Source organism: Alphaproteobacteria bacterium (genome assembly GCA_035625915.1).
In the GTDB taxonomy this organism is placed as follows: Bacteria; Pseudomonadota; Alphaproteobacteria; order JACZXZ01; family JACZXZ01; genus DATDHA01.
Map to the genome: position 1 here is coordinate 1 of DASPOR010000005.1, position 23,282 is coordinate 23,282.

At 63.1% G+C, this 23,282-nt stretch carries 24 protein-coding genes; 5 read left to right on the forward strand and 19 right to left on the reverse strand.

All coding sequences use genetic code 11. The features are described from left to right. The 4 genes from dut to moeB all read left to right on the forward strand — a co-directional run. The coding region (gene dut / locus VEJ16_00390) for a dUTP diphosphatase (protein ID HYB08111.1) at positions 1-306 on the forward strand (306 nt) is incomplete at its 5' end. A gap of 5 nt (positions 307-311) precedes the next feature. After that, positions 312-767: an Rrf2 family transcriptional regulator gene (locus VEJ16_00395; protein HYB08112.1), complete on the forward strand. Its 456-nt coding sequence runs from the start codon at positions 312-314 to the stop codon at positions 765-767. 27 nt (positions 768-794) lie between these two features. Beyond that, entirely contained in the window at positions 795-1,766 is a 972-nt protein-coding gene (gene cysK / locus VEJ16_00400; GenBank protein HYB08113.1) for a cysteine synthase A, read from the forward strand. Then, positions 1,763-2,560: a molybdopterin-synthase adenylyltransferase MoeB gene (moeB, locus tag VEJ16_00405; GenBank protein HYB08114.1), complete on the forward strand. Its 798-nt coding sequence runs from the start codon at positions 1,763-1,765 to the stop codon at positions 2,558-2,560. The genes cysK and moeB overlap by 4 nt, the downstream gene beginning before the upstream one ends. A 36-nt stretch (positions 2,561-2,596) precedes the next feature. Here moeB and VEJ16_00410 read toward each other — a convergent pair whose 3' ends face one another. Continuing rightward, positions 2,597-3,583, reverse strand: a complete 987-nt coding sequence (locus tag VEJ16_00410) for a D-glycerate dehydrogenase (protein ID HYB08115.1) — start codon at positions 3,581-3,583, stop codon at positions 2,597-2,599. 191 nt (positions 3,584-3,774) lie between these two features. On the opposite strand from VEJ16_00410, the gene VEJ16_00415 reads away from it, so the two are divergent. Then, positions 3,775-4,296, forward strand: coding sequence for an SH3 domain-containing protein (locus tag VEJ16_00415; protein HYB08116.1), 522 nt, complete (start codon positions 3,775-3,777; stop codon positions 4,294-4,296). Positions 4,297-4,544: 248 nt separating this feature from the next. Here the strand turns inward: VEJ16_00415 and VEJ16_00420 are convergent, their stop codons facing one another. The 18 genes from VEJ16_00420 to VEJ16_00505 all read right to left on the reverse strand — a co-directional run. Further along, positions 4,545-5,135, reverse strand: a complete 591-nt coding sequence (locus VEJ16_00420; GenBank protein ID HYB08117.1) for a DUF3501 family protein — start codon at positions 5,133-5,135, stop codon at positions 4,545-4,547. Between the two features lie 26 nt (positions 5,136-5,161). Next, positions 5,162-6,505, reverse strand: a complete 1,344-nt coding sequence (locus VEJ16_00425) for a heterodisulfide reductase-related iron-sulfur binding cluster (protein HYB08118.1) — start codon at positions 6,503-6,505, stop codon at positions 5,162-5,164. 141 nt (positions 6,506-6,646) lie between these two features. Next, positions 6,647-7,066 (reverse strand): rubrerythrin family protein, encoded by a 420-nt coding sequence (locus tag VEJ16_00430; GenBank protein ID HYB08119.1) that lies wholly within the window; start codon positions 7,064-7,066, stop codon positions 6,647-6,649. 141 nt (positions 7,067-7,207) lie between these two features. Next, entirely contained in the window at positions 7,208-7,627 is a 420-nt protein-coding gene (locus VEJ16_00435) for a Fur family transcriptional regulator (GenBank protein HYB08120.1), read from the reverse strand. Between the two features lie 162 nt (positions 7,628-7,789). Next, complete coding sequence (locus VEJ16_00440) at positions 7,790-9,187, reverse strand: nitronate monooxygenase (protein ID HYB08121.1); 1,398 nt, start codon at positions 9,185-9,187, stop codon at positions 7,790-7,792. A 172-nt stretch (positions 9,188-9,359) separates the two neighbouring features. After that, positions 9,360-10,106, reverse strand: a complete 747-nt coding sequence (locus VEJ16_00445; GenBank protein ID HYB08122.1) for a glycerophosphodiester phosphodiesterase family protein — start codon at positions 10,104-10,106, stop codon at positions 9,360-9,362. An 81-nt stretch (positions 10,107-10,187) separates the two neighbouring features. Next, the gene (pnp, locus tag VEJ16_00450; protein HYB08123.1) at positions 10,188-12,326 is read right to left on the reverse strand and encodes a polyribonucleotide nucleotidyltransferase; all 2,139 of its coding nucleotides are present in this window, start codon (positions 12,324-12,326) and stop codon (positions 10,188-10,190) included. A gap of 370 nt (positions 12,327-12,696) precedes the next feature. Further along, a complete protein-coding gene (gene rpsO, locus VEJ16_00455) occupies positions 12,697-12,966 on the reverse strand; it encodes a 30S ribosomal protein S15 (GenBank protein ID HYB08124.1) in 270 nt (89 codons plus the stop codon). 23 nt (positions 12,967-12,989) lie between these two features. Further along, complete coding sequence (truB, locus tag VEJ16_00460; protein ID HYB08125.1) at positions 12,990-13,925, reverse strand: tRNA pseudouridine(55) synthase TruB; 936 nt, start codon at positions 13,923-13,925, stop codon at positions 12,990-12,992. Continuing rightward, positions 13,922-14,446, reverse strand: a complete 525-nt coding sequence (rbfA, locus tag VEJ16_00465) for a 30S ribosome-binding factor RbfA (protein ID HYB08126.1) — start codon at positions 14,444-14,446, stop codon at positions 13,922-13,924. Before rbfA ends, truB begins: the two co-directional genes overlap by 4 nt. Positions 14,447-14,490: 44 nt before the next feature. After that, positions 14,491-17,085: a translation initiation factor IF-2 gene (gene infB / locus VEJ16_00470; protein HYB08127.1), complete on the reverse strand. Its 2,595-nt coding sequence runs from the start codon at positions 17,083-17,085 to the stop codon at positions 14,491-14,493. 17 nt (positions 17,086-17,102) lie between these two features. Beyond that, positions 17,103-17,768 carry an RNA-binding protein gene (locus tag VEJ16_00475; GenBank protein HYB08128.1) on the reverse strand — a complete coding sequence of 222 codons (666 nt, stop codon included), beginning with the start codon at positions 17,766-17,768 and terminating at the stop codon, positions 17,103-17,105. A gap of 15 nt (positions 17,769-17,783) precedes the next feature. Next, complete coding sequence (nusA, locus tag VEJ16_00480) at positions 17,784-19,361, reverse strand: transcription termination factor NusA (protein HYB08129.1); 1,578 nt, start codon at positions 19,359-19,361, stop codon at positions 17,784-17,786. Between the two features lie 4 nt (positions 19,362-19,365). Continuing rightward, a complete protein-coding gene (gene rimP / locus VEJ16_00485; protein ID HYB08130.1) occupies positions 19,366-19,884 on the reverse strand; it encodes a ribosome maturation factor RimP in 519 nt (172 codons plus the stop codon). A gap of 254 nt (positions 19,885-20,138) precedes the next feature. Then, a complete protein-coding gene (locus VEJ16_00490) occupies positions 20,139-20,876 on the reverse strand; it encodes a tRNA (guanine(46)-N(7))-methyltransferase TrmB (protein HYB08131.1) in 738 nt (245 codons plus the stop codon). An 81-nt stretch (positions 20,877-20,957) separates the two neighbouring features. Next, a complete protein-coding gene (gene metK, locus VEJ16_00495; GenBank protein HYB08132.1) occupies positions 20,958-22,139 on the reverse strand; it encodes a methionine adenosyltransferase in 1,182 nt (393 codons plus the stop codon). 229 nt (positions 22,140-22,368) lie between these two features. Then, positions 22,369-22,815: a helix-turn-helix transcriptional regulator gene (locus tag VEJ16_00500; GenBank protein ID HYB08133.1), complete on the reverse strand. Its 447-nt coding sequence runs from the start codon at positions 22,813-22,815 to the stop codon at positions 22,369-22,371. 125 nt (positions 22,816-22,940) lie between these two features. Continuing rightward, the coding region (locus tag VEJ16_00505; protein ID HYB08134.1) for a nitrilase-related carbon-nitrogen hydrolase at positions 22,941-23,282 on the reverse strand (342 nt) is incomplete at its 5' end.

Below are 23,282 nucleotides of genomic sequence, written 5' to 3' on the forward strand. Positions count from 1 at the left end.
CGCTCGGGTCTTGCCATCAAGCATGGCCTGACCGTCCTCAACGCGCCCGGTACGGTCGACAGCGACTATCGGGGCGAGATCGGCGTCGTTCTGGTGAATCTTGGCGAGCATCGATTCACGGTGACGCGCGGCATGCGCATAGCACAGCTTGTCGTCGCGCGCGTGGCGCAAGCCAGCCTCGAGGAGGTCGCGACGCTGCCTGAAACCGCGCGTGGTGGTGGCGGCTTCGGTTCGACGGGCGAGGCCGGCCCGGAGCCGGGTGTGGCACCGGCTCGCGCCGTGGCGAGCAGAGCGGGAGGCGACTGAAGCGAATGCTGCGCCTCTCGAAAAAACTCATCTTCGCGATCGAGGCCGTGCTCGACATCGCCTATAACGCCGGCAGCGAGCCCGTGCAATCCGGTGAAATCACGCGTCGCCAAGGAATTCCGCGCCGCTATTTGGAGCAAGTCCTGCAGCAGCTCGTCCGCGCCGGCATCCTAACGGGCGTGCGAGGCCCGCGCGGCGGATACCGCTTATCGCGCGAGCGGCGCAAGATCACGGTTGGGGAGATCGTCCGCATCGTGCGCGCAATGGAGGGTGCCGACGACCCGATCGAAAACCCCGCCGGCTCCGAGCTTGGCCGGAAGGTGGTCAGGCCGCTTTGGCAGGATTTGCAGAATGAGGTGATGGCGCGGCTCGACGCGCTGACGATCGAGGATCTTTGCTTGCGCGCGCATCAAGCGAACTTGAAGAGCGAAGCCTTCCAGAGACTGGATTTCGTGATCTGACGTTGCGACGCATCTAGGACGAACGCCATGAATCGAGCCGTAACGGAAAGTGCGGGCTTTCGCGGTCGAATTTACGACAGCATTCTCGCGACGATCGGCGCCACCCCACTCGTTCGCGTGCAACGCCTGGCGGCGGAGGCCGGATGCAAGGCGGAAATTCTCGCGAAGCTCGAATTCTTCAATCCCCTCGCCTCGGTCAAGGATCGCATCGGACTCGCCATGATCGAGGCCGCGGAACGTGACGGCAAGCTTGGGCCGAAGACGGTCATCGTCGAACCCACCTCGGGCAACACCGGCATCGCGCTCGCCTTCGTATGCGCCGCCAAGGGCCGACGCCTCATTCTGACCATGCCGGAGAGCATGTCGATCGAGCGGCGCAAGATGCTGCTTCTACTCGGTGCCGAAACCGAACTTACGCCGGCGGGCGAGGGCATGCACGGGGCGATTGCGCGGGCGGAGAAGATCGTCGCCGAGATCGGCGACGCGGTCATGCTCCAGCAATTCAACAATCCGGCCAATCCCGAAATCCACCGTGCGACGACCGCCGAGGAAATCTGGCACGACACGGGTGGAAATCTCGACGTTTTCGTTTCCGCCGTGGGTACCGGCGGGACCGTCACCGGTGTCGGCCAAGTGCTGAAGCCTCGCTTGCCGAACCTCAAGATCGTGGCCGTCGAACCCGAGGATAGTGCCGTGCTCTCCGGCGGATTGCCCGGACCGCACAAGATTCAGGGCATCGGAGCGGGGTTCGTTCCCGAAATCCTCGATGTCAAATTGATCGACGAGGTAATCCGGATCGGCAACGATACAGCGTTCCAAACCGCGCGCAAGGCGGCGAAACTCGACGGATTGCCGGTCGGAATTTCGTCAGGGGCGGCACTTGCTGCGGCGCTCGAGGTGGGTAGCAGGATGGCGATGGCGGGCAAGCGCATCGTCGTGATCATTCCGTCCTTTGCCGAGCGTTACCTCTCGACGGCCCTTTTCGAGGGACTTCGGTGACGATTTCAGACCGGCAGCTCGAGCGCTATGCGCGCAACATCATCCTCGACGAGGTCGGCGAGGACGGTCAGGAAAAGCTGCTCGCCTCCAAGGTGCTGGTCGTGGGGGCCGGCGGGCTCGGCGCGCCGGTGCTGCTCTATCTCGCGGCGGCTGGCGTCGGCACCCTTGGAATCGTCGACGACGACACGGTCGACCTCACCAATTTGCAGCGCCAGATCGTTCATGCGAGCGATCGCCTGGGACAGCCGAAGGTCGAGAGCGCCGCCGCCACGCTCAATAATCTCAATCCGGACGTTCGCCTCGTGCGGCATAATCTGCGCCTCGACGCCGAAAGCGTCGATGCCCTCCTCGCCGGCTACCACCTTGTCGTCGACGGCAGCGACAACTTCAAGACGCGCTATCTCTTGAACGATGCCTGCTATTTCGCACGAATCCCACTCGTGTCGGCGGCACTCCTGCGCTTCGACGGCCAGGTCTCGACCTTCAAGGCCTACCTCGAAGGCGATAATCCCTGCTATCGGTGCTTGTTTCCAAGCCTTCCGCCCGCCGACCTGATCCCGCGCTGCGAGGAAGCCGGCATCCTCGGCGCCATTGCCGGCGTGATTGGCTCGCTTCAGGCGACGGAAGTGCTCAAGGAACTACTGGGGCTCGGGGAGAGCCTTTCGGGGCGTCTTTTGATCTATGACGGCCTTTCGACGACGTTCCGCAAGATCAAGATCAATCGTGACGAAGGCTGCGCCCTTTGCGGGACCAATCCGACCATCGAACGCCCCATCCCTCACCGCTCCGCCTAGTGTGGCGAATTTCGCCTTCGCCACACGAGGGTGCGTTCAGAACATCGTCTCGAGGACCCGATCGGGCGGGGCGTGACCGTCGACGAAGGTCTTGATGTTTATGATCACTTTCTCGCCCATATCGATGCGGCCCTCGATGGTGGCGGAGCCCATGTGCGGCAACAGCACGACATTGGAGATTTCGAGAAGCTTCGGGTTGACCGCGGGCTCGTGCTCGAAAACATCGAGGCCCGCACCCGCGATCTCCTTCGTGCTCAACAGGCGGGCCAACGCATTCTCGTCGATGACCTCGCCGCGGGAAGTGTTGACGATATAGGCGTGGGGCCGAACGAGCTTGAGCCGACGGGCCGAGAGAAGATGGTACGTCGCCGGCGTGTGCGGGCAGTTGACCGAGATGATGTCGACATGGGCGAGCATCTGGTCGAGGCTTTCCCAGTAGGTCGCCTCGAGCTGCGTTTCCAGTTCCGGGTGCGCCCTGCGCCGGTTGTGATAATGCACCGAGAGCCCGAAGCCGCGCGCGCGACGTGCGAGGGCCGAGCCGATGCGGCCCATGCCCACGATGCCGAGGCGTTTGCCCCAAATTCGGTGGCCGAGCATGAAGGTGGGACCCCAACCTTCCCAATCGCCCGAGCGCAGGAGCCGCTCGCCCTCGGTGATCCGCCGCGCCACCGCAAGGATGAGCGCCATGGTCATGTCGGCCGTATCCTCGGTGAGAACGCCCGGCGTGTTCGTGACGGTGATGCCGCGCTGGCGCGCCGTGCCGAGATCGATGTGGTCGACACCGGTGCCGAAGGAGGCGATCAGCTTCAATCGCTCCCCCACCTGGGCAAGCACACTTTTATCGATGCGGTCGGTCACGGTCGGGACCAGTACGTCGGCCGTCTTTACGGCCGCCACGAGATCGGCGTGGGCGAGCGGACGGTCGTCACGGTTGAGACGGGTGTCGAAAAGCTCCATCATGCGCGTCTCGATCACGTCCGGCAGCTTTCGCGTGACGACGACGAGCGGCTTTTGTTTTGCCATGACCGTACCCCCGGATGCGGCCGATGACGTGGGCATAGCAATCCCCAGGACTCCTGTCCAGCCGTTTGGCCCGCGCGCGCGGGCTGCGATCGTCGGTGCTGGAAAATCGTCCTTATTCGCGGCGTCCCTTGACCGAGGCGATCAACCGCCGTTAAAGAGAAGTGGCTGAGCCGGGATCGACGCCTGACGCCATGCCCTATTTCCCCAAATGTTTCGAAACCATTCGCGCCGTGCGACGCATCGTCGCAATTCCGCTTGTGCTGGCTTTTCTGGCGCCGGTTCTGGCCCAAGGGGCTGAGACCGCGTCGCCCGTGCCGCGATTCGTCTCGCTCCGCTCCGACAAGGTGAATGTGCGCTCGGGACCGGACGTGAGCTACCCGATCGAATGGGTGCTCGAACGCAAGGGGATGCCCGTCGAAATCGTTCAGGAAAAGAACAACTGGCGCAAGGTGCGCGACATCCAGGGTACCGAAGGGTGGGTGAACCAGGCGCTACTGTCGAGCCGGCGCAGCATCATCGTGACGGGTGCCGTGCGCACGCTTCGCGAGGAAGCGCGGGATTCAGCACGACCCGTCGCCCGGGCCGAGCCCGACGTGATCGGCCAGCTCCTTCAATGCGAAAAGGATTGGTGCCGGGTCGAGGTCAACGGGTTGCGCGGCTGGCTCAGGCGCACCGAGTTCTGGGGCGTTTATCCGAACGAAACCGTCGAATGACGCGTGTGGCGAGTCCGACTTTACGTCCGACAAATAATTGCGGACTTCGCCGTTCGTGTGGATGCCCGGGTCAAGCCCGGGCATGACGGTTATGGGGTGTTTTGCGCAGAGCCCGGTGCGCCAGAATCCAAATCGGACAGCCCCGGGCCTCTCCCTTCGTCATACCCGCCCCCGGACATCGATCCGGGGGTCAGACCCAGGCATCCACGCGGTTCAGCGCTCCTCCACCGCACGGGGGGTTTGCCACGCTAATCGAAATCCTTAGCAAGCTCGGCACGTACCGCTTCCGGCATCACGGCCATGTGCCCGTAGTTTGGATGATCGAAACCGATGACGATTTGCGTTCCGGATGCGGCGAATTTCGCAATCTTTCCGGGCGTGAAGGGGAAATGGACGAACTGCACGGAAGATGCCTTGCCCTCCGCGGTCGTGCGATCCTGATCCGCCTCGGCCGTCGCCCGCACGGTCTCGCCGGCGAAACTCAGGAACGCTCGCTCCTCGATGCCGCCTAGGCGGCCGAGCACCTGCTTGCGCCTGAGGTCATCGTCGATTTCGATCATGAAGGTGGCGGTCAGCTCGTGGCCGTCGGGAATGAGCGGATTGTAGGCGTCAATTTCCCCCGCAACCTGCTCAGCACCCCCTTTTTCGATGTAAACCATTTCGTGCACCTGATGCCACATGGTGGCGTAGCATTCGAAATAGAACGTCACGAATGGCCCGACTTCGACACGGCGGCGGCGCTTTAATTCGGCCATCTTCCGGCGCTGTTCAATGCGGATCGTGGCATAGTCTCCCATTGCCATGATGTCGCCGGGTACGAGCGCGTGCTTGTTCGCCATGCCTTGCTCCATGGACAGTCGCTACATCAATCGCCAAGCCCGTAGGCGCGAGCGAGGAGCTGGACCGGATGCGTCACCAGGGTCGGCCGGGGACTCTCCTTTGCGAGCTTCTCGACCCCTTGCACGATGTGGGCACCGGCAAGCGGGCATTCGGACGCGATGAAGGCTTTGCCGCTTTCGCCTACTTGGCGCGCGGTCGGCCGCCCGACTTTGAGGGCTGTCTCGAAATGGTCCTTCTTGAAGCCCCACGCTCCGCCATGCCCCGAGCAGCGCTCGACCACCTGGATCTCGGTCTCGGGGAGGAGACCCAGCATTTCGCTCGCCTTTTGGCCCATGTTCTGTGCTCGCGAGTGGCACGAGATATGGACCGCAACGCCACCCGCGAGCGGGCGCAAACCCTGCGCAAGCCCCTCGTTCTTGGCGATGTCGACGATGTATTCGCTCATATCGTACGTCGCACCCGCGAGCCGCTTCACGTCGGGATTGTCCGGCAGAATAAGCGGCCACTCGAACTTGAACATGAGGACGCAGGACGGAACGAGAGCCACCACATCGTAGCCCCGCTCGATCCATTCCTTGAGTTCGCCGGCCACGGCCTTGGCATTCTCGGCCACCTCCTCGATCCGACCTTGCTCGAGAAGGGGCATGCCGCAGCATCGGGGATAGACGACTTCGGTTTCAATGCCGTTCTTTGCGAGGACGGCGCGCGCGGCGACGCCGACCGCTGGATCGTGGTAGTTCACAAAGCACGTCGCGTAGAGCACGACCTTGCGGCCGTGGGCGGGAGCGGATTTATCGATGGCAGGTGCGCTTTCCCTCGTGCGCGCGACGAAGGTCTTACCGGCGTAACTCGGCAGTTCCGCTTCGCGATGAAGCGATGCTACCCGCTCGATGACGGAACGGGGCAGTTTGTGGTTTCTGTTGATCGCCCAATTCGCGAGTGGGGCTACCTTGCTGGCGAGTTTGCCGTTGCGGTCGGTCTCCGCGAGCGCGCGATCGGCCAACGGCACGCGGCCCTGCTTCGCTTCGAGCGCGCGATAGCGCAGCATGAGGTGCGGAAAATCGAGGTTGAATTGGTGCGGCGGAACATAGGGACACTTCGTCATGAAGCACATGTCACATAATGTGCAGGCGTCGACGACTGACTTGAAGTCAGCGCTCGCAACGCCGTCGACCTCGCCGGTTTTTGAGGCGTCGACCAGATCGAAGAGCCGGGGAAAGGAGTCGCAAAGATTGAAGCAACGCCGGCAGCCATGACAGATGTCGAAGACGCGTCGCATCTCCGCTTCGAGTTTCTCGGCGTTGTAGAAATCCGGGTCCTGCCAGGAAAGCGGATGTCGCGTCGGTGCCTCGAGGCTACCTTCTCTCATCGGTCAAGTCCCCTTATTCGCGGCATCCCGCCGCGCCGGTCCTGCCACGGCGAGGCTGAGGGGGGAACCGAACGGTCCCCTCCGCCCACACCCCGCCGGAGCAGGCCAGGCTCGAACGAATGAAGCGTCGGGTAAGTCTGACTATTTGATCTCTTCGAGCGCCTTTTGGAAACGACCGGCATGGGAACGCTCGGCTTTGGCGAGCGTTTCGAACCAATCTGCGATCTCGTCGAAGCCTTCTTGACGGGCCGTGCGCGCCATTCCCGGGTACATGTCGGTGTACTCGTGGGTTTCCCCGGCGATCGCCGCCGAAAGGTTCAGCGAGGTCTTGCCGATCGGCTTACCGGTTGCGGGGTCGCCGACCGCCTCGAGAAACTCGAGATGCCCGTGAGCATGGCCGGTCTCGCCCTCTGCGGTCGAGCGGAACACGGCTGCCACGTCGTTGTAGCCTTCCACGTCCGCTTTTTGGGCGAAATAGAGATAGCGTCGATTGGCCTGCGATTCGCCGGCGAATGCGGACTTGAGATTTTCTTCGGTCTTGGTTCCTTTGAGCGATGCCATCGCATCCTCCGTTGCTTACGGGTGACGGAAAAGGGCCGGCGAGGACGCCGACGCGCCTTATATGTTCCAACTGAAGGGCTGTGTCAATAGTTTAGAATTAATCTAGGATATATATCAACAGGCTGAAATATATTTGAAAAATTAGTCGGAGTTGCGCACACGAACGATCACGTCAACCCGCGTGACTGAAGTTCCTCGCGGCGGCTCTGGCAGCTCGGCGACATTCAGCTCGGCCCCCGGGATGTCCTGTAGCCGTCCGGTTCCTTCGTGATAAAAGTGGTGGTGATCCGAGGTGTTTGTGTCGAAATAGGAGCGGGCCGGCTCCACGACGACTTCGCGCAACAGTCCTGCTTCGGTGAATTGGTGCAAGGTGTTATAGACCGTCGCAAGCGAGACCTGGATATGGGCCGCTGCCGCTTCCGCATGAAGTTGTTCGGCACTCAAATGCCTGTCGCCCTGTTCGAAGAGAAGACGCGCAAGTGCTAGGCGCTGGCGCGTCGGCCGCAAGCCAGCACCGCGCAGCCGTTCGAGGACGTGGGAGAATTGGCGCGCACCGGACATCTCGTTCATTTGGACTCGCTTCCCTTCGATTTGATGGTCAACCGTCTGCAAACCGGCGCAAAGTCGTCCCGCTCAAAATCACAAAATCACGTTTCATCAAGACCATGCCTGATTTTTTGGAAGAAATCCAGTCCCGGAGTCCTGTTCGGATGCTCCCCACCTTCAGTTGCCCGTGGCAATGCGCTCGACGAGCTGCCTGACGGTCGGAATGAAGCCGTTTTCGTAGAACGGATCTTCGGCAAATCGATAGGCGTTGTGGCCGGCAAACATCAGCTGCCGCTCGATATCGTCGCCGTGGCTTATGTTTTGGAGCGTCTTTTGGATGCAGAACGAGCGCGGATCGGCCTTGCGGCCCGTGCTGTGGGGCTCGGCCTGGGACCAGTTCGAGAAAGAGCATGCCGAAAGGCAGCCCATGCAATTGATCTGGTCGGTGCGAATCTCGATCGCCTTTGCCGAGTCGACGAAGATGAGCGTGGAATCGGGGGTCTTGAGCGCCTCGCCAAAGCCCGCGGCGACCCATGCGTCGGCACGCGACTTGTCGACCGCGGTCAAATAAACCGTCCGGCCACGCGGGCCGACGCCGAAGGGTGTGTCGTGCTCGCCGACGGGGTCCATCGTGAAGGCGACCTGCCGGCTCGAGCGCGCATAAAGTTCCTCGAGGAAATGATTCTTCACGGCGGAAGAATAAAAGCCCGTCGGGCTGAAGCGATGGAGCAGCACATCCCCCGACTTGAGGTGGAGAAGCTTCCGCTTCCACGCATCCGAGATCGGGCTTTCCTTGGTGAGAAGCGGGCGTGTGCCGAATTGGAAGCATATGGGGCCGAGTTCCGGATTGCCGAGCCAATCTTCCCATTCGCGCAGGAACCACACCCCGCCTGCCATGACGATCGGAGTCATTTGGAGACCCGCTTCGTTCATCATGTCGCGCAGCGCCTTCACACGTGGGAATGGCGACTCCGGCTTCGTCGGATCCTCGGCATTCGACAAGCCGTTATGCCCGCCCGCAAGCCACGGGTCCTCGTAAACCACGCCGCCCAGCCACTCCTGGAACTTGTGGTAGGCCCGCTTCCAGAGGGCCCGAAACGCCCGCGCCGACGACACGATCGGGTAATAATGGACGCCGTATTTGGCCGAGATTTCTGCGATGCGGTATGGCATGCCGGCACCGCAGGTGACGCCATTGATAAGGCCCTTCGCACGTTCGAGCACGCTGTGGAGGATTGTCTCGGCCGCGGCCATCTCCCAAAGGATATTCATATGAATGCGGCCCTGGCCCTTCGCGTTCTCGTAGGCGACCTTGGCCTGGTGCACGGCACCCTTGATTGCGTAGGCGATCAGTTCCTCGTGGCGCTCACGCCGGGTGCGGCCGAAATAAAGTTGCGAGATCAGGTTGCCGCCCTCATCGTAGGAATCGGCATTCACGCCCGAAAAGGTGCCGACACCCCCTGACGCCGCCCAAGCGCCCGAGCTTTCGCCGTTGGATATGGAGATGCCCTTGCCGCCCTCGAAGATCGGCAGCACCTCTCGGCCGGAGATGAGAATTGAGTCGAGAGCTTTCACGCCCTGCCCGCCAGATGCGCCGCCATCCCCCACCCGCGGCCTGCTAGACCAGGGCGGAATCGGTCGCGGCAAACGATATGACGATATAGTGTCATTTCGCCCCGATATGAAGCTAAATCCGTGATGGTCAAGGCATTCGCCCGGGCGGGCATCGGTCTTTCCGGGCCATCCGTCACCTTAGAATCCCCACGATCGCGTCCGGCGCATCGCTGATCACGGCATCGACACCCCAGGCGAAAAGCTGCTCCGCACGGTCGGGACGGTTCACCGTATAAGTCGCGAGCCAATAGCCTGCGGCTTTGACCGCGCGCGCGTCCGCTTGCGCGAGCCGCCGGTGGTTGCATACGACCGCCGAGGCACCGAGCCTCAGCGCGTCGTCACGCCAATTCCGGCCGAGCGCCTCGACGAGATAGCCGCGCGGGATGCTTGGCGCGCGACGGGCAAAGGCAGCCAATGCCTCGGTTTGGAAGCTCGACAAGAGAGGTACTGGCGCCTCGCGTGGCCAAACGGCCTCGAGTGCACGGGCCGTCGCCTCCGAAAGCGCTTCCTCGCGGCCACCCTCGGCCTTCATTTCGAGGTTGAAGGCAAGGCGGAGCTTACGCAGGTGCAATAGTGTTTCTTCAAGCGTCGGGATTCGCTCGCCTTTGTAGGCGGGATCGAAACGCGCACCCACATCGCGCGCAAGAAGGTCGTCCAACGGCGTCGCCCCGACCTTGCCGGAACCATCCGAGAGGCGCTCGAGGGTATCGTCGTGAAAAACGACGGCCCTGCCTTCGAGGCTCAGGCGGACGTCGAACTCGACCCAGGTAACGCCCAACGCCGCTGCCTTCGTGAAGCCGGCGAGGGTGTTTTCGGGCGCCCGCAATGCCGCCCCGCGATGGCCGATGACCTTGGGAAGAGCGAAAGCCGGCATCGTCATCGTCAAATCCGACCGAAATGGACGAAGAGCGGCCGAGTGTCGCCCGGCCGCCTCGTTCTCAATCCCCGCAGGGGTGTTGCGTCAATCGGCGCTACCCGCTTCGCGCCCGCCACTCTCGGCCGTCGCCTCCTTGCCGGTCTTCTGGTCAACCGCTTTCATGGAGAGGCGCACTTTTCCCCGCTCATCGATGCCGAGCACTTTGACGTAGACCTGATCGCCGACCTTGCACACGTCGGCGGGGGTCTTGACCCGGTGGGGCGCCATCTCGGAGACGTGCACGAGACCGTCGCGGCTGCCGAGAAAATTCACGAACGCGCCGAAGTCAACGAGCTTCACGACCTTGCCGCGATAGATGACGCCGACCTCCGGTTCGGCGACGATGTTGCGGATCCAGTCGATCGCGGCCTGGCTCGCACCCTCGTCGACGGCGGCCACCTTGATTGTGCCATCGTCCTCGATGTCGATCTTGGCGCCGGTGACTTCCACGATCTCGCGGATCACCTTGCCGCCGGTGCCGATCACTTCGCGGATCTTATCCTTCGGAATCGTGAAGGTCGTGATGCGCGGCGCATGCCGGCTGACCCCCTCGCGGCTGCCCTGGATCGCCTTCGACATCTCGCCCAGTATATGCAGGCGTCCCTCGCGCGCCTGGTTGAGTGCTGTGCGCATGATTTCCTCGGTGATCGAGGTGATCTTGATGTCCATCTGAAGCGACGTCACACCTTCGGCCGTGCCCGCGACCTTGAAGTCCATGTCGCCGAGATGATCCTCATCGCCCAGGATGTCGGAAAGGACCGCAACGCCAGACTCTTCCTTGATGAGGCCCATCGCGATGCCCGCCACCGGAGTCTTGAGCGGCACGCCACCATCCATGAGCGCCAAGGACGACCCGCACACCGTCGCCATCGAGGACGAGCCATTCGATTCGGTGACCTCGGACACGACCCGAATTGTGTAGGGGAAGCTATCCTTCTGTGGAAGGAGCGGATGGATCGCGCGCCAGGCGAGCTTGCCGTGGCCGATTTCACGCCGCCCGGGCGAGCCCATTCGGCCGACTTCGCCCACCGAATAGGGTGGGAAATTGTAGTGGAGCAGAAAGTGCTCGCGATATTCGCCTTCGAGGGCGTCGATGATCTGCTCATCCTGACCGGTGCCGAGCGTTGTGGTGACGAAGGCCTGGGTCTCGCCGCGAGTGAAGAGGGCCGAGCCGTGTGCGCGCGGCAGGACACCCACCTCGCAGACGATCGGGCGGACCGTTTTGGTGTCTCGCCCGTCGATCCGCATGCCCGTGTTCAGGATATTGCCGCGGACGATGTCTTTCTCGAGCGGCTTCAACAGGGAATTGACGAGCCCCTCGTCGAAGCCTTCCTCGACCAGCTTCGCAACGGCCGCCGCCTTGACGCTCGCGACGGCCTCCACGCGAGCTTGCTTGACCGTTTCGCGGTAGGCGAGGCGCAAAGGTGCTTCGGCCGTCTCCCGCAAATGAGCCGCAGCGCGCTCGGCGTCCTCGGGCTCGCTCGGAAGCGGCCAAGGGTCCTTGGCGCACGCTTCGGCAAGCTCGATGATCGCTTGGATCACCGGCTGATAGCCGGCGTGACCGATCATGACGGCCTTGAGCATGACGTCCTCGGGAAGCTCCTTCGCTTCCGACTCCACCATGAGCACCCCATCGGCCGTTCCCGCAACCACGAGATCGAGATCCGAGTTCGCCATCTCGTCCATCTGCGGATTGAGCACGAACTCGCCGTCGATGCGTCCGACCCTCGCAGCCCCGATCGGTCCCATGAAGGGGATGCCGGAGATCGTCAGGGCCGCGGAAGCGCCTATGATCGCGACGATGTCGGGATCGTTCTCCATGTCGTGGCTCATTGTCGTGCAAATGACTTGGGTTTCGTTGACGAAGCCCTTCGCGAAGAGCGGTCGGATCGGTCGATCGATGAGCCGCGAGGTGAGAACCTCTTTCTCGCTTGGCCGGCCTTCGCGCTTGAAGAATCCGCCGGGAATCTTTCCGGCGGCGAATGTCTTTTCCTGATAGTTGACCGTCAGGGGGAAGAAATCGACACCGGGCTTCGCCGCGCGCTGCGCCACGGCTGTCGCGAGGATCGTCGTCTCGCCATAGGTTGCTACGATTGCGCCGTCGGCTTGGCGCGCGACCTTGCCGGTTTCGAACACGAGCTTGCGCCCGCCCCAAACGATTTCCTTCCGATAAACTTGAAACATCTTTCCCATCCTTCCGCTATCCGGCCCTATGCCGGATCCAAAACGACACATCCAATGAAGTCGGCGCTGTGGAGCGCCTTTTCGCGATCCCGTTTTAAATGACTGCACTCGATCTCAACTCGCTGCCCGTCCCCCCATTCGAGGGAAGGCATGGGCACTCGAAGCGGCGAACTAAATTTCCCTCCCCTCGCGGGGAAGGGCGGTAAAGGTAAGGTGCTGTCGGGTCGGACTCACACGATCCCACTCGACGCGTCGATGCGCCCGCGCGCCAAAGGCGCACCTTTCCCCGTCGCGCACCTGGCGAGGGAACGCCATTCCAAAACGCCAGATTGATTTTCCGGCACTTCCCCGCATGCGGCACCCGCCGCGTCTAGCGACGCAGTCCGAGGCGTTTTACGACCTCATCGTATCGAGCGCTGTTCTTACGCTTGAGATAGTCGAGCAGGCGTCGGCGCTGACCGACCATCATGAGAAGGCCTCGGCGCGAGTGGAAATCCTTCTTATGGGTGTTCAAGTGCTCGGTCAGGTTCTTGATTCGCTCGCTCAGAATTGCAACCTGCACTTCGGGCGAGCCGGTATCGCCTTCGTCGTTGGCGAACTCGCCGATGAGCTCGCGCTTGCGTTCTGCCGTAATCGACATCGCATACTCCCAAGGGTTGGCCATTAAACGTTGAGCACGCGCACCGGATGGAGCTGCAACACGGGTGTGTGGCCGATCCGGGTGAGTGCGACCGGCCTTCCGCCCGTCATCGCACAAACCACCTCGCCTTCGGCCATTCCGTCGATCAGCGCCTTGTCGGCGGTGCGGAGCACCTGAACGGGGCGACCGCTCTTTATGAGCTTCGCCTCGATTTCGGTCAGGGCCAGGGCCGGGATGTCGTCCAGCGCGGTCTCGACCGGTAACAGGTGCTCAAGTGCGGCGGCAATATGCCCGAGCGATTCGAGTTTATCCAGGGAAATCGCGCCGGCTTCGTCGAATCGGCCGACTGAGAGTCGCCGGAGGCTCGAAATGTGACCGCAAGTGCCTAATGCCAAAGCTAGATCCCGGGCGAGGCCGCGCATATAGGCGCCTTTGCCGCAGGTCACTTCGAAGCTCGCATGGTCGCGATCGACAAGCTCGATCAGCTCGAACCGGTCGATCCGAACGTTCCGAGCTGCATGCTCCGGCGTCTCGCCAGCGCGGGCAAGCTCGTAGCTGCGATGGCCCGCGACTTTAATTGCCGAGTAGGCCGGCGGAACCTGGCTGATCTCACCCAGGAATCGCTGCAACGCGGCCCTGATCTCGGCCTCGCTCGGCCGTTTCATCGAAACGGCGGTAATCTCGCCCTCGATGTCGTCCGTCGCGCGCTGCTCGCCCCAGCGGACCGTGAAGCGATAGCGCTTCGTCCCCTCGACGGCGTGGGCGACCGTCTTGGTCGCCTCACCAAGTGCGATCGGCAGCACCCCGGTCGCAATCGGATCGAGCGTGCCCGCGTGGCCTGCTTTCGCGGCATTCAACAGCCGTTTCACACGGTTTACGACGGCGGTCGAGGTCCACCCGCCGGGTTTGTCGATGACAAGCCAGCCATCGATCTTCTCGCCTTTGCGCCGGCGGCTCATTTGGTTTTTCGGCCGGACGGCGACATTGCGGGTCGATCTCCCGAATCCGAGACGGGCCGATCCGACAAACCTTGGGGGGGCGGGCTGCGATCCGGTTTGACCGACCTTGTCTCTTTGGCCGCCGAAATCGCATCGTTGCCCGCAAGATCGCGCACAACGCTTGGGCTGTGCAGGAGACGATCGAGTTCGGCCGCCTGATCGAACGTCGTATCGAGTTCGAAGGCGAGGTCCGGAAGATAGCGAAGCTCGATTTCATGGGCGAGCAGGCTGCGCAAATAAGACCCGGCACGCCTCAGCGCTTTGACGAGGGTGCGGCCATCGCCGCCGCCGAAAGGCAAGACGAAGATCGTCGCGTGGCGCAAGTCGGGGCTCACGCGCACGTCGGTCACGGTTACGGCAACATCCTGGAGGTCCGGATCGCGGAAATGGCCGTGTGCGATGGCGCGTGCAAAGCCGTGACGGATCTCCTCGCCCACGCGAAGTTGGCGTTGGCTTTGCGGCTTGAGGCGCTGTCGCGTCATGGTCTGTCGCCCGCCGAGTCCCGTTACGGCCGCTATCGACGGTGTTAAAGTTCTCGCGCCACTTCCTCGACTTCGTAGCACTCCACGACGTCGCCCTGCTGGATGTCCTGATAGTTCTCGAAGGACATGCCGCACTCGTAACCTTCCTTCACTTCGCGCACTTCTTCCTTGAAGCGCTTGAGGCTGTTGAGCTTGCCGTCGTGAATGACCACATTGTCGCGCAGGAGCCGCACGCGCGCACCGCGCCGGACCAGCCCCTCGGTCACCATGCAGCCGGCAACCTTGCCGACCTTGCTGATCGTGAACACCTCCCGAATCGTCGCGTGCCCCAAGAGGTTCTCTCTCAAGGCGGGTGCGAGGAGACCCGAAAGCATCTTCTTCACGTCGTCCACGACGTCGTAAATGATCGAATAATAGCGGATTTCGAGCCCATCGCGCTTGGCGATCTCGCGCGCCTGGGGATTGGCCCGCACATTAAAGCCGACGATGAACGCATGGGACGCCGCAGCGAGGGCTATGTCGGATTCGTTGATTCCGCCAACGCCGCCATGGAGGACGCGCACGGAAACCTCGTCGGTCGCGAGGCGCTGAATCGCGTTGACGATCGCCTCAACCGAACCCTGGACATCCGCCTTGACGACGATCGCCAGCTCCTTGGTCTCCCCGGCCGCGATCTTGGAGAACATTTGCTCGACCGTACCCCGCTGGCCGCGGGAGACGCGCACGTCGCGCAGCTTGCGCTGGCGGAATTCCGTCACCTCGCGCGCACGCGATTCGTTTTCGACGACGCTGAACGGATCGCCCGCAAGGGGTGCGGCATTGAGGCCGAGAACCTCGACCGGTGCTGAAGGACCGGCCGACTCGATCGGACGGCCGCGATCGTCGAGGAGTGCGCGCACGCGTCCCCATTCGCTGCCCGCGATGAAAATGTCGCCAACTTTGAGCGTTCCTCGCTGGACCAGCACGGTCGCCACTGCACCACGGCCGCGTTCGAGTTTCGCTTCGACCACCGTACCCTGCGCAAGCCGGTTCGGATTGGCCTTGAGATCGAGAATTTCGGCCTGGAGAAGTATCGCTTCCTCGAGCTTGTCGAGATTCGTGTGCTTGGTGGCCGAGACTTCGATCGCCAGCACTTCGCCACCGAATTGCTCGAGCACAATGCCGTGCTGAAGGAGATCGTTGCGCACGCGATCCGGATTGGCATCGGGTTTGTCGATTTTGTTGATGGCGACGACGATCGGCACGTTCGCGGCCTTCGCGTGGTTGATCGCCTCGATCGTCTGCGGCTGAACGCCGTCATCGGCCGCAACGACGAGGATGACGATGTCGGTCACCTTGGCGCCGCGCGCGCGCATGGCCGTGAAGGCTTCGTGGCCGGGCGTGTCGAGGAAGGTGATACGCTCCCCGGTGCTGAGGGCGACCTGGTAGGCGCCGATGTGCTGGGTGATGCCGCCTGCCTCGTGTGCCGCCACATCGGTCGCGCGCAAGGCGTCGAGCAACGAGGTCTTGCCGTGATCGACATGACCCATCACTGTGACGACGGGCGGGCGTGGCTCGAGGCTCTCCGGCGCGTCGTCGGTGCCTTCGAGGCCGATTTCAACGTCGGACTCGGCGACTCGTTTGACCTTGTGGCCGAATTCGGCAATCACCAACTCGGCGGTATCCGCATCGACGACTTGGTTGATTGTCGCCATCACGCCGAGTTTCATGAGCGTCTTTACGACGTCCGCACCACGCTCGGCCATACGGTTCGCGAGATCCTGCACCGTGATCATCTCGGGCAGCACAACCTCGCGGACGATCTTCTGCCCGGCTTCCATCTGCGCTTGACGAAGGCGCTGCTTCTCGCGCTCGCGCGCGCGGCGCACCGAAGCGAGGGAACGAACCCGTTCTTCCTCGCTTTCACCGAGCGCTTGAGTAATGGTCAGTTTGCCCGTGCGCCGGCGCGGCTCAACGCGCTTGGGTGTTAAGGCCGGGCGGACTTTACCGGCCGCCCGCTTGGACGCACGTTCGTCCTCTTCCTCCGCCGCCTTAGCATCCGTCTTGACGAGGACGGCCGGGCGCGCGGCCGTAGCTTGGGCGGGGCGCTTGGCGGTGGGCGACGCCTCGGGCAAGGGTTGGATTGGGACGACAGGCGTCGCCGGGCGCGTGCTCTCTGCGTCTGCGCCGGCCTTCAGGCGCGCTTCTTCCTCATTGCGCTGGCGCGCCTCTTCCTCGGCCTGGCGCGCTTGCGCTTCGAGCTTCGCGCGAGTCTCCTCCTCGGCCTTGATTTGCTCATCGATCTCATGGCGCTTGCGCGCTTCATGATCGGCCTGGACCGCGGACTTAAGTGCCCGAACCCGTGCCGCCCTTTCCTCGTCGGTCAGGGAGCGCGCGACATGGGCCGCATCCTCGGCAAGGGCTTCGGCGTGGGCGACCGCGAGATCCGGCGTCGGCGCCTTGACCTCGTGGAGCAGACCGCCCGCGTCCGAGGTGAACGTGCGCTTTCGCTTCACCTCGACGGTGACCGCCTTCGAGCGACCGTGGGGGAAGCTTTGCCGGACCTGACCGGTCTCGACCGTCTTCTTGAGCTCGAGGCGGCCCGGGCGCGACAGCCCGAGCGGCTTCTTGTTGCGGTCACTTTCGCGCGTTTCACTCATCTTGGTCCGATCTTCCCTCATTCCGTTCCCGCGTGATCCTCGGGCGGCAGGGTTACCTTCCCGGAGGATGCAAATCCCAAGAGGCGCAAGCTCTCAAAAACCAGCCGCCGCGCGAGAGTGCCGCGGCTAAGCACGATGTGAACCGCGTGATCCCGCCCCAGCGCGGCGCCAAGCTCGGCCGCCGAGAAAAGCTCGATTTGCGCCACATCCCGGCCCAAATTCGCCAACTTGCCGCGCCCACCTTCGGCTCCGTCGATGGCCGCGACGAGTGCGCCGGCCCGTCCCTGCCGCAACCAGGCCCCCGCCCGCTCGAAACCGGCTGCGAGCTGGCCTGCCCGTCTCGCCAGCCCGATAAGATCGAGGCAGCGCCGCCTGAGCCGCCCCTCGATCCGATCGGCAAGCCCCTCGGGAACCTTGACCGGAGCGCGCGCGGCCTTGGCGAAACTACCCTTCGCGCAGGCTGTTTCTACTACATCCCGGGACGCCTGCAACCATATTCCCCGCCCAGGGAGTTGTCCCTCGAGGTCCGCGACCACGTTGCCTTCGGGGTCGAGTGCAAACCTGATCAACCGTTCCTTGGGCAGGACTCGGCGCGTCACCACGCAACGGCGCAAGGGGCGGGATGCCTCCTCGCCCTTACGCTCGCCTGTCCTTCCGGCGGATGTCGCCACGAGCGCCGCCATCGTTCCCCGCCCGGCTCACGGGCTCTCGGGCGGGCTGGCGCCAGCACCCGCCGCGTCCTGCGACGCTTCTTCCGGGAACCAGTGCTGGCGTGCCGCCATGATAATGGCGTTCGCCCGTTCGGCGTCGAGGCCGTAGCTGCGTAGGATGCCGTCGTTCGGATCGATCAGTTCGTCCGAGGCGAGATCGGCCAAGTCGTCGAGCGACTTGATTCCCGCTTCGCCGAGGGTGACGAGCATTGGCGGCGTCAATCCCTCGATCGTCGTGAGCGCGTCATCGACGCCAAGCTCGCGCCGCTTCGTCTCGGCCTTGCGGTCCTGCTCCTCGAGAAAGGCGCGTGCGCGCGCCGAGAGTTCGGAAGCGAGACTCTCATCGAAGCCCTCGATTCCGGTCAGGTCCTCGAGCGGCACATAGGCGACCTCCTCGAGGGTCGAAAAACCCTCGGTCACGAGCAAGTGCGCAATCACGTCGTCGACGTCGAGTGCGTCGATGAAGAGTTGGGAGCGCGAGCGGAATTCCTCCTGGCGGCGCTGGGACTCCTCGTCCTCGGTCAGGATATCGATATTCCATCCGGTGAGCTGCGAGGCGAGGCGCACGTTCTGCCCGCGCCGACCGATGGCGAGGGAGAGCTGTTCGTCGGGCACGATGACCTCGATCCGCTCGGCCTCCTCGTCGAGCACCACCTTGGCGACCTCGGCGGGGGCCAGCGCGTTGACGACGAAGGTCGCGGGCTCGCCCGAATAGGGAATGATGTCGATCTTCTCGCCTTGCAGCTCGGCCACGACCGCCTGCACGCGGCTGCCGCGCATGCCGACGCACGCACCGACGGGATCGATGCTCGAATCCTTGGAGATTACCGCGATCTTGGCGCGGCTGCCCGGGTCGCGGGCGACCGACTTGATTTCGATGATGCCGTCGTAGATCTCCGGCACCTCCTGTGCGAAGAGCTTCTGCATAAATTCCGGCCGTGTGCGCGAGAGGAAGATTTGCGGCCCGCGCGGCTCCTCGCGGACATCGAAGATATAGGCGCGCACCCGATCGCCTTGGCGGAAGGTTTCGCGGGGGATCATTTCCTCGCGGCGCAGGATCGCTTCGGCGCGACCCAAATCGACGATCACATTGCCGAATTCGACGCGCTTGACCAGGCCATTGACGATTTCGCTGACGCGATCCTTGTATTCGCGGTACTGGCGTTGGCGTTCCGCCTCGCGCACGCGCTGCACGATCACTTGCTTCGCGGTCTGGGCGGCGATGCGCCCGAAATCGATCGGCGGGAGGGGATCGGTGATGAATTCACCGACCTTGAGGTTCGGATCGATCTTCTGCGCTTCCGCTGGCGAAATCTGCGTCGTCTCATTCTCGACGGGGTCGGCCACCTCGCGAAAGCGCATCAATTTGATCTCGCCGCTCTTGCGGTCGATCGAGGCCCGGATATCGTGCTCGAGGCCGTATTTGGACCGTCCCGCCTTCTGGATGGCGAGTTCCATGGCCTCGAGCACTTCCTCGCGGTCGATGCCCTTTTCGCGCGCAACCACATCGGCCACCTGAAGCAGCTCGATGCGCGGTGCCGTCGCCGTCAATTGGACTGTCGCCATCGCTTTACCCTTGCCCTTCCTTGGCCGCACGCCGTTCGGCGCGCGCGGTCGCCAGCATTTCGTTCGTCATCACCAAATGAGCCTTGTGGATCGTGTCGTAGGGCAGCGTCACCGTCCCCTCCGGCAGCGCAATCCGGACCATTGCACCATCGATCCCGAGCAGCCTGCCGCGAAAGCGCCGCCGCCCATCGATTGGCGCACCGGTTTCGGCCTTGACCTCGCGGCCGGCAAAACGCTCGAAATCCTTGGGCCGCACCAGGGGCCTATCGATTCCCGGCGAACTCACCTCGAGCGTGTATGAACCCGCAAGCGGATCTTCCACGTCGAGCACCGCCGACGCCGTTCGGCTTATCGCGGCACAGTCGTCCACGGTCATTGGCACGCCATCCATTCGCTCCGCCATGATTTGAAGCGTGGGCCTGCGTCCGCCGCTAATCTGGACTCGTACGATATCGTACCCCAACCCCCCGACCGATGGAGCGATAAGGCGCTCGATCTGTTGTCGCAGATCCGATCCTGCCAACGCCGACGACTCCCTGGGTTATTGCCGCACCCGCGCTTCGAGGTTCGCCCGTTTGAGGTTCGCCGGGTTGCGGTTCGCAAGTTCGAAGCTCGCCAGCCCCACCCAGCACCCCAACCAAGCCGGCTGCACAAATCGACAGGCCCCACAAATTAAAAAGAGTGGGCTTCGGACCCACTCTTGGCTCAGGTCTGATACTTGATCAGTCCCTACGGGACCATGCGTCAGCCCGAAATATAGCGATAGAGCCGCGCGCTTCAAGGCTTTTTTGGCCTTGGCGCGCCGGCGCCAGCGGCTGCCGAACGCAGGGCCGCCATTGGCTCGGGCAACCGGCGATAGCTCAAATAGACCGGTTTTGCCCCCCTTTCGAGGGCTTTTGCCTCGTACCGGGTCGCGGGCCAATCGGCCGGCCGCGTTTCATAGCCGCGCGATCCGCCTGCAGGTCCGGCAAAGCCGGCATGGGTGGTGACTTCCGCGAGCATCCAGTCGGCAAGGGCCGGATCGTCGGTTGCGAGGCGCAGCTCGCCACCCTCCGCGAGCGCTCTCTCAATCAGCGTCAAGCTCTCGGATTGGATCAGGCGGCGCCTGTGATGCCTCACTTTCGGCCAGGGGTCGGGAAAAAGCGCGATGACGCACGCAATCGACGCCGGGCGCAGGGCTTCGAGAATGGCGCGGCCGTCTCCCGGGTAAACCCGAACATTCCCGAGATTCTGCGTTTCGATTGCGACGAGCAGCTTGGCGACACCGTTGATGAATGGCTCGCAACCTATGAACCCGACCCGCGGGTTCCCGCTCGCAAGTGCCGCCATGTGCTCGCCGCCGCCGAAGCCGATTTCGAGCCAGATCTCGTCGAGGGGCTGGCTGAAAAGATCCCGGGGATCGAGTGCCATGCCCGGCTTGGGCTCAGGGACCGCGACGCACGGCAGAAGGTCTTTGAGCAGCCCCTCTTGGCCCCGGCGCAGGCGCTTTCCTTTACGGCGACCATAAAGGCGCAACCTTTCCGCCCCACTCATCGCACAGATGATGTCATCGCCACGCCGAAGCGTGCATCCGCGAGGCCATCGCGGCGTGACGAATCACGTCCCGTTGAGATTGAAGGCGCGCTTGAGCTCGGGGACGAGATCTGTCTTCTCCCAGGAGAAGCCACCGTCGGGTTCGGGAGAGCGGCCGAAGTGGCCGTATGCGGCTGTACGTGCGTAAATCGGCTTGTTGAGGGTGAGGTGTTCCCGAATGCCTCGCGGCGAAAGATCGACCATCTCGCAAAGCGTCTTGACGATCTTGGCCTCGTCCGCGCGGCCGGTGCCATTCGTATTCACGTAAACCGAAAGGGGCCTCGCGACGCCGATAGCATAGGAAAGCTGGATCGTGCATTGCTCGGCGAGGCCGGCGGCAACGACGTTCTTCGCGAGATAGCGCGCGGCGTATGCCGCGGAGCGGTCGACCTTCGTCGGGTCCTTGCCCGAGAATGCGCCCCCCCCATGGGGTGCGGCACCGCCATAGGTGTCGACGATTATCTTGCGCCCGGTCAAGCCGGCGTCGCCATCGGGTCCGCCGATGACGAAACGGCCGGTCGGGTTCACGTAGAACTCCGCCTCCGGGCACATCCATCCCTGGGGCAGGACGTTCACGACGTGAGGGCGCACGATTTCGCGCACCTCGTCTTGATTGATCTTTTCCCCGTGCTGAGTCGACACCACAATCGATGTGGCGCGCGCCGGTTTGCCGTCGCGGTATTCGAGCGTCACCTGGCTCTTGGCGTCAGGGCCGAGGTTCGGCTCGGCGCCGGAATGTCGCGCCTCCGCGAGCGAGCGAAGAATCGAGTGGGCGAAGTGAATGGGGGCGGGCATCAACGCGTCCGTTTCGCGGCATGCATAGCCGAACATGATACCTTGGTCGCCTGCACCCTCATCCTTGTTGCCAACGGCGTCGACCCCTTGCGCGATGTCGGCCGACTGGGCGTGGACGTGTACTTGCACGTCCGCCTTGCGCCAATGGAAGCCCGATTGCTCGTACCCGATTTCCTTCACACAGCGCCGTGCGACTTCCTCGAGGGACTGCTTCGTAATACTCGCGGGGCCGCGCACTTCGCCGGCCAGCACGATGAGATTCGTCGTGACCAGCGTCTCGCACGCAACGCGGGAATAGGGATCGGCCGAAAGAAACGTATCGACGACCGCATCGGAGATTCGATCGCAAACCTTGTCCGGATGTCCTTCCGACACGGACTCGCTGGTAAAAAGAAAATCGCGCAGGACCACGGCCGTTCTCCCCGGGATTTAATATGTGGAGACCGCAGGCCAGTGCCGGGCTCGGCTCTTCCAAGAGGCCGCCAGCCCACCCGCGGGCGCGGTCTTGTCGCAAGCTTTAGCGGTGCAGTCAAGCGCCACGGTGCGGACCCCGACCCGAGGGCCTTCAGGGCCGCCGCACGGGCGCTCTTCTTGCCGCCATGGCCATTCGACACGCTTGAACTCGGATTTCGTCGCCGTGTCAGGCGATGTCGCCGGCGCGTGCGAGCGCTTTTGCGAGCTCGAACACCTTCTTTCGAACGCTCGAGTCCGAGATCCGATAATAGGCCCGCACCAGTTCGAGCGTTTCGCGCTTGGCCATCGGATCGAGGTCGACCATCTCGGCGTCTTCGCCGTCATGGGGGTGTTCGGTCGGCGGACCCGCATCGAGCGGCATATCGTCGAAAAAAAACGACACCGGTACGTCGAGCACGCGGCTCAATTCGAACAGCCTGCTCGCGCCAATGCGGTTGGCGCCGCGCTCATATTTCTGCACCTGTTGGAATGTCAGACCGATCGCCTCCCCGAGCTTCTCTTGGCTCATGCCAAGCATGGTTCGGCGGAGCCGCACGCGGCTGCCAACATGGATGTCGACGGGATTGGGTTTGCCGGTCTTCACTCGGACAGCTCGTAAGCGCGCAGGCATCATCGACCGTCTCAGGTTATCGGTGGGCGGGAAACTTGATGTATTAGCAATATACTTACAACCCTAAGACGGGTCAAACGCTAATTGACATACTATAGTATGTAGGCGTGTCTCTTTTGGACAAAGGCTTAGGCCGTTCGAGACAACCTCCACGCGAGAGCGAGAACGAGGCCCATGAGAATACCTATGTACAGGTATCCGTGGCGCGCAAACGGCGTGGCGCCGGAGATGGGCTGGGGCAAGGGGGAATCGACGACCCCGGCCTTGCCGAGGCCGAGGCGGGCGATGACCCGGCCGTAGGGATCGATGACGCCGGAAATGCCCGTGTTGGCGGCGCGCACGAGGGGTATTCCCTCTTCGACCGCCCGCATTCGCGCACTCTCGAAATGCTGATAGGGACCGGAACTGTCGCCGAACCAGGCGTCATTCGTGACATTCAGCAGCCAGCTGGGCCGGTTGTCCGGCTCCGT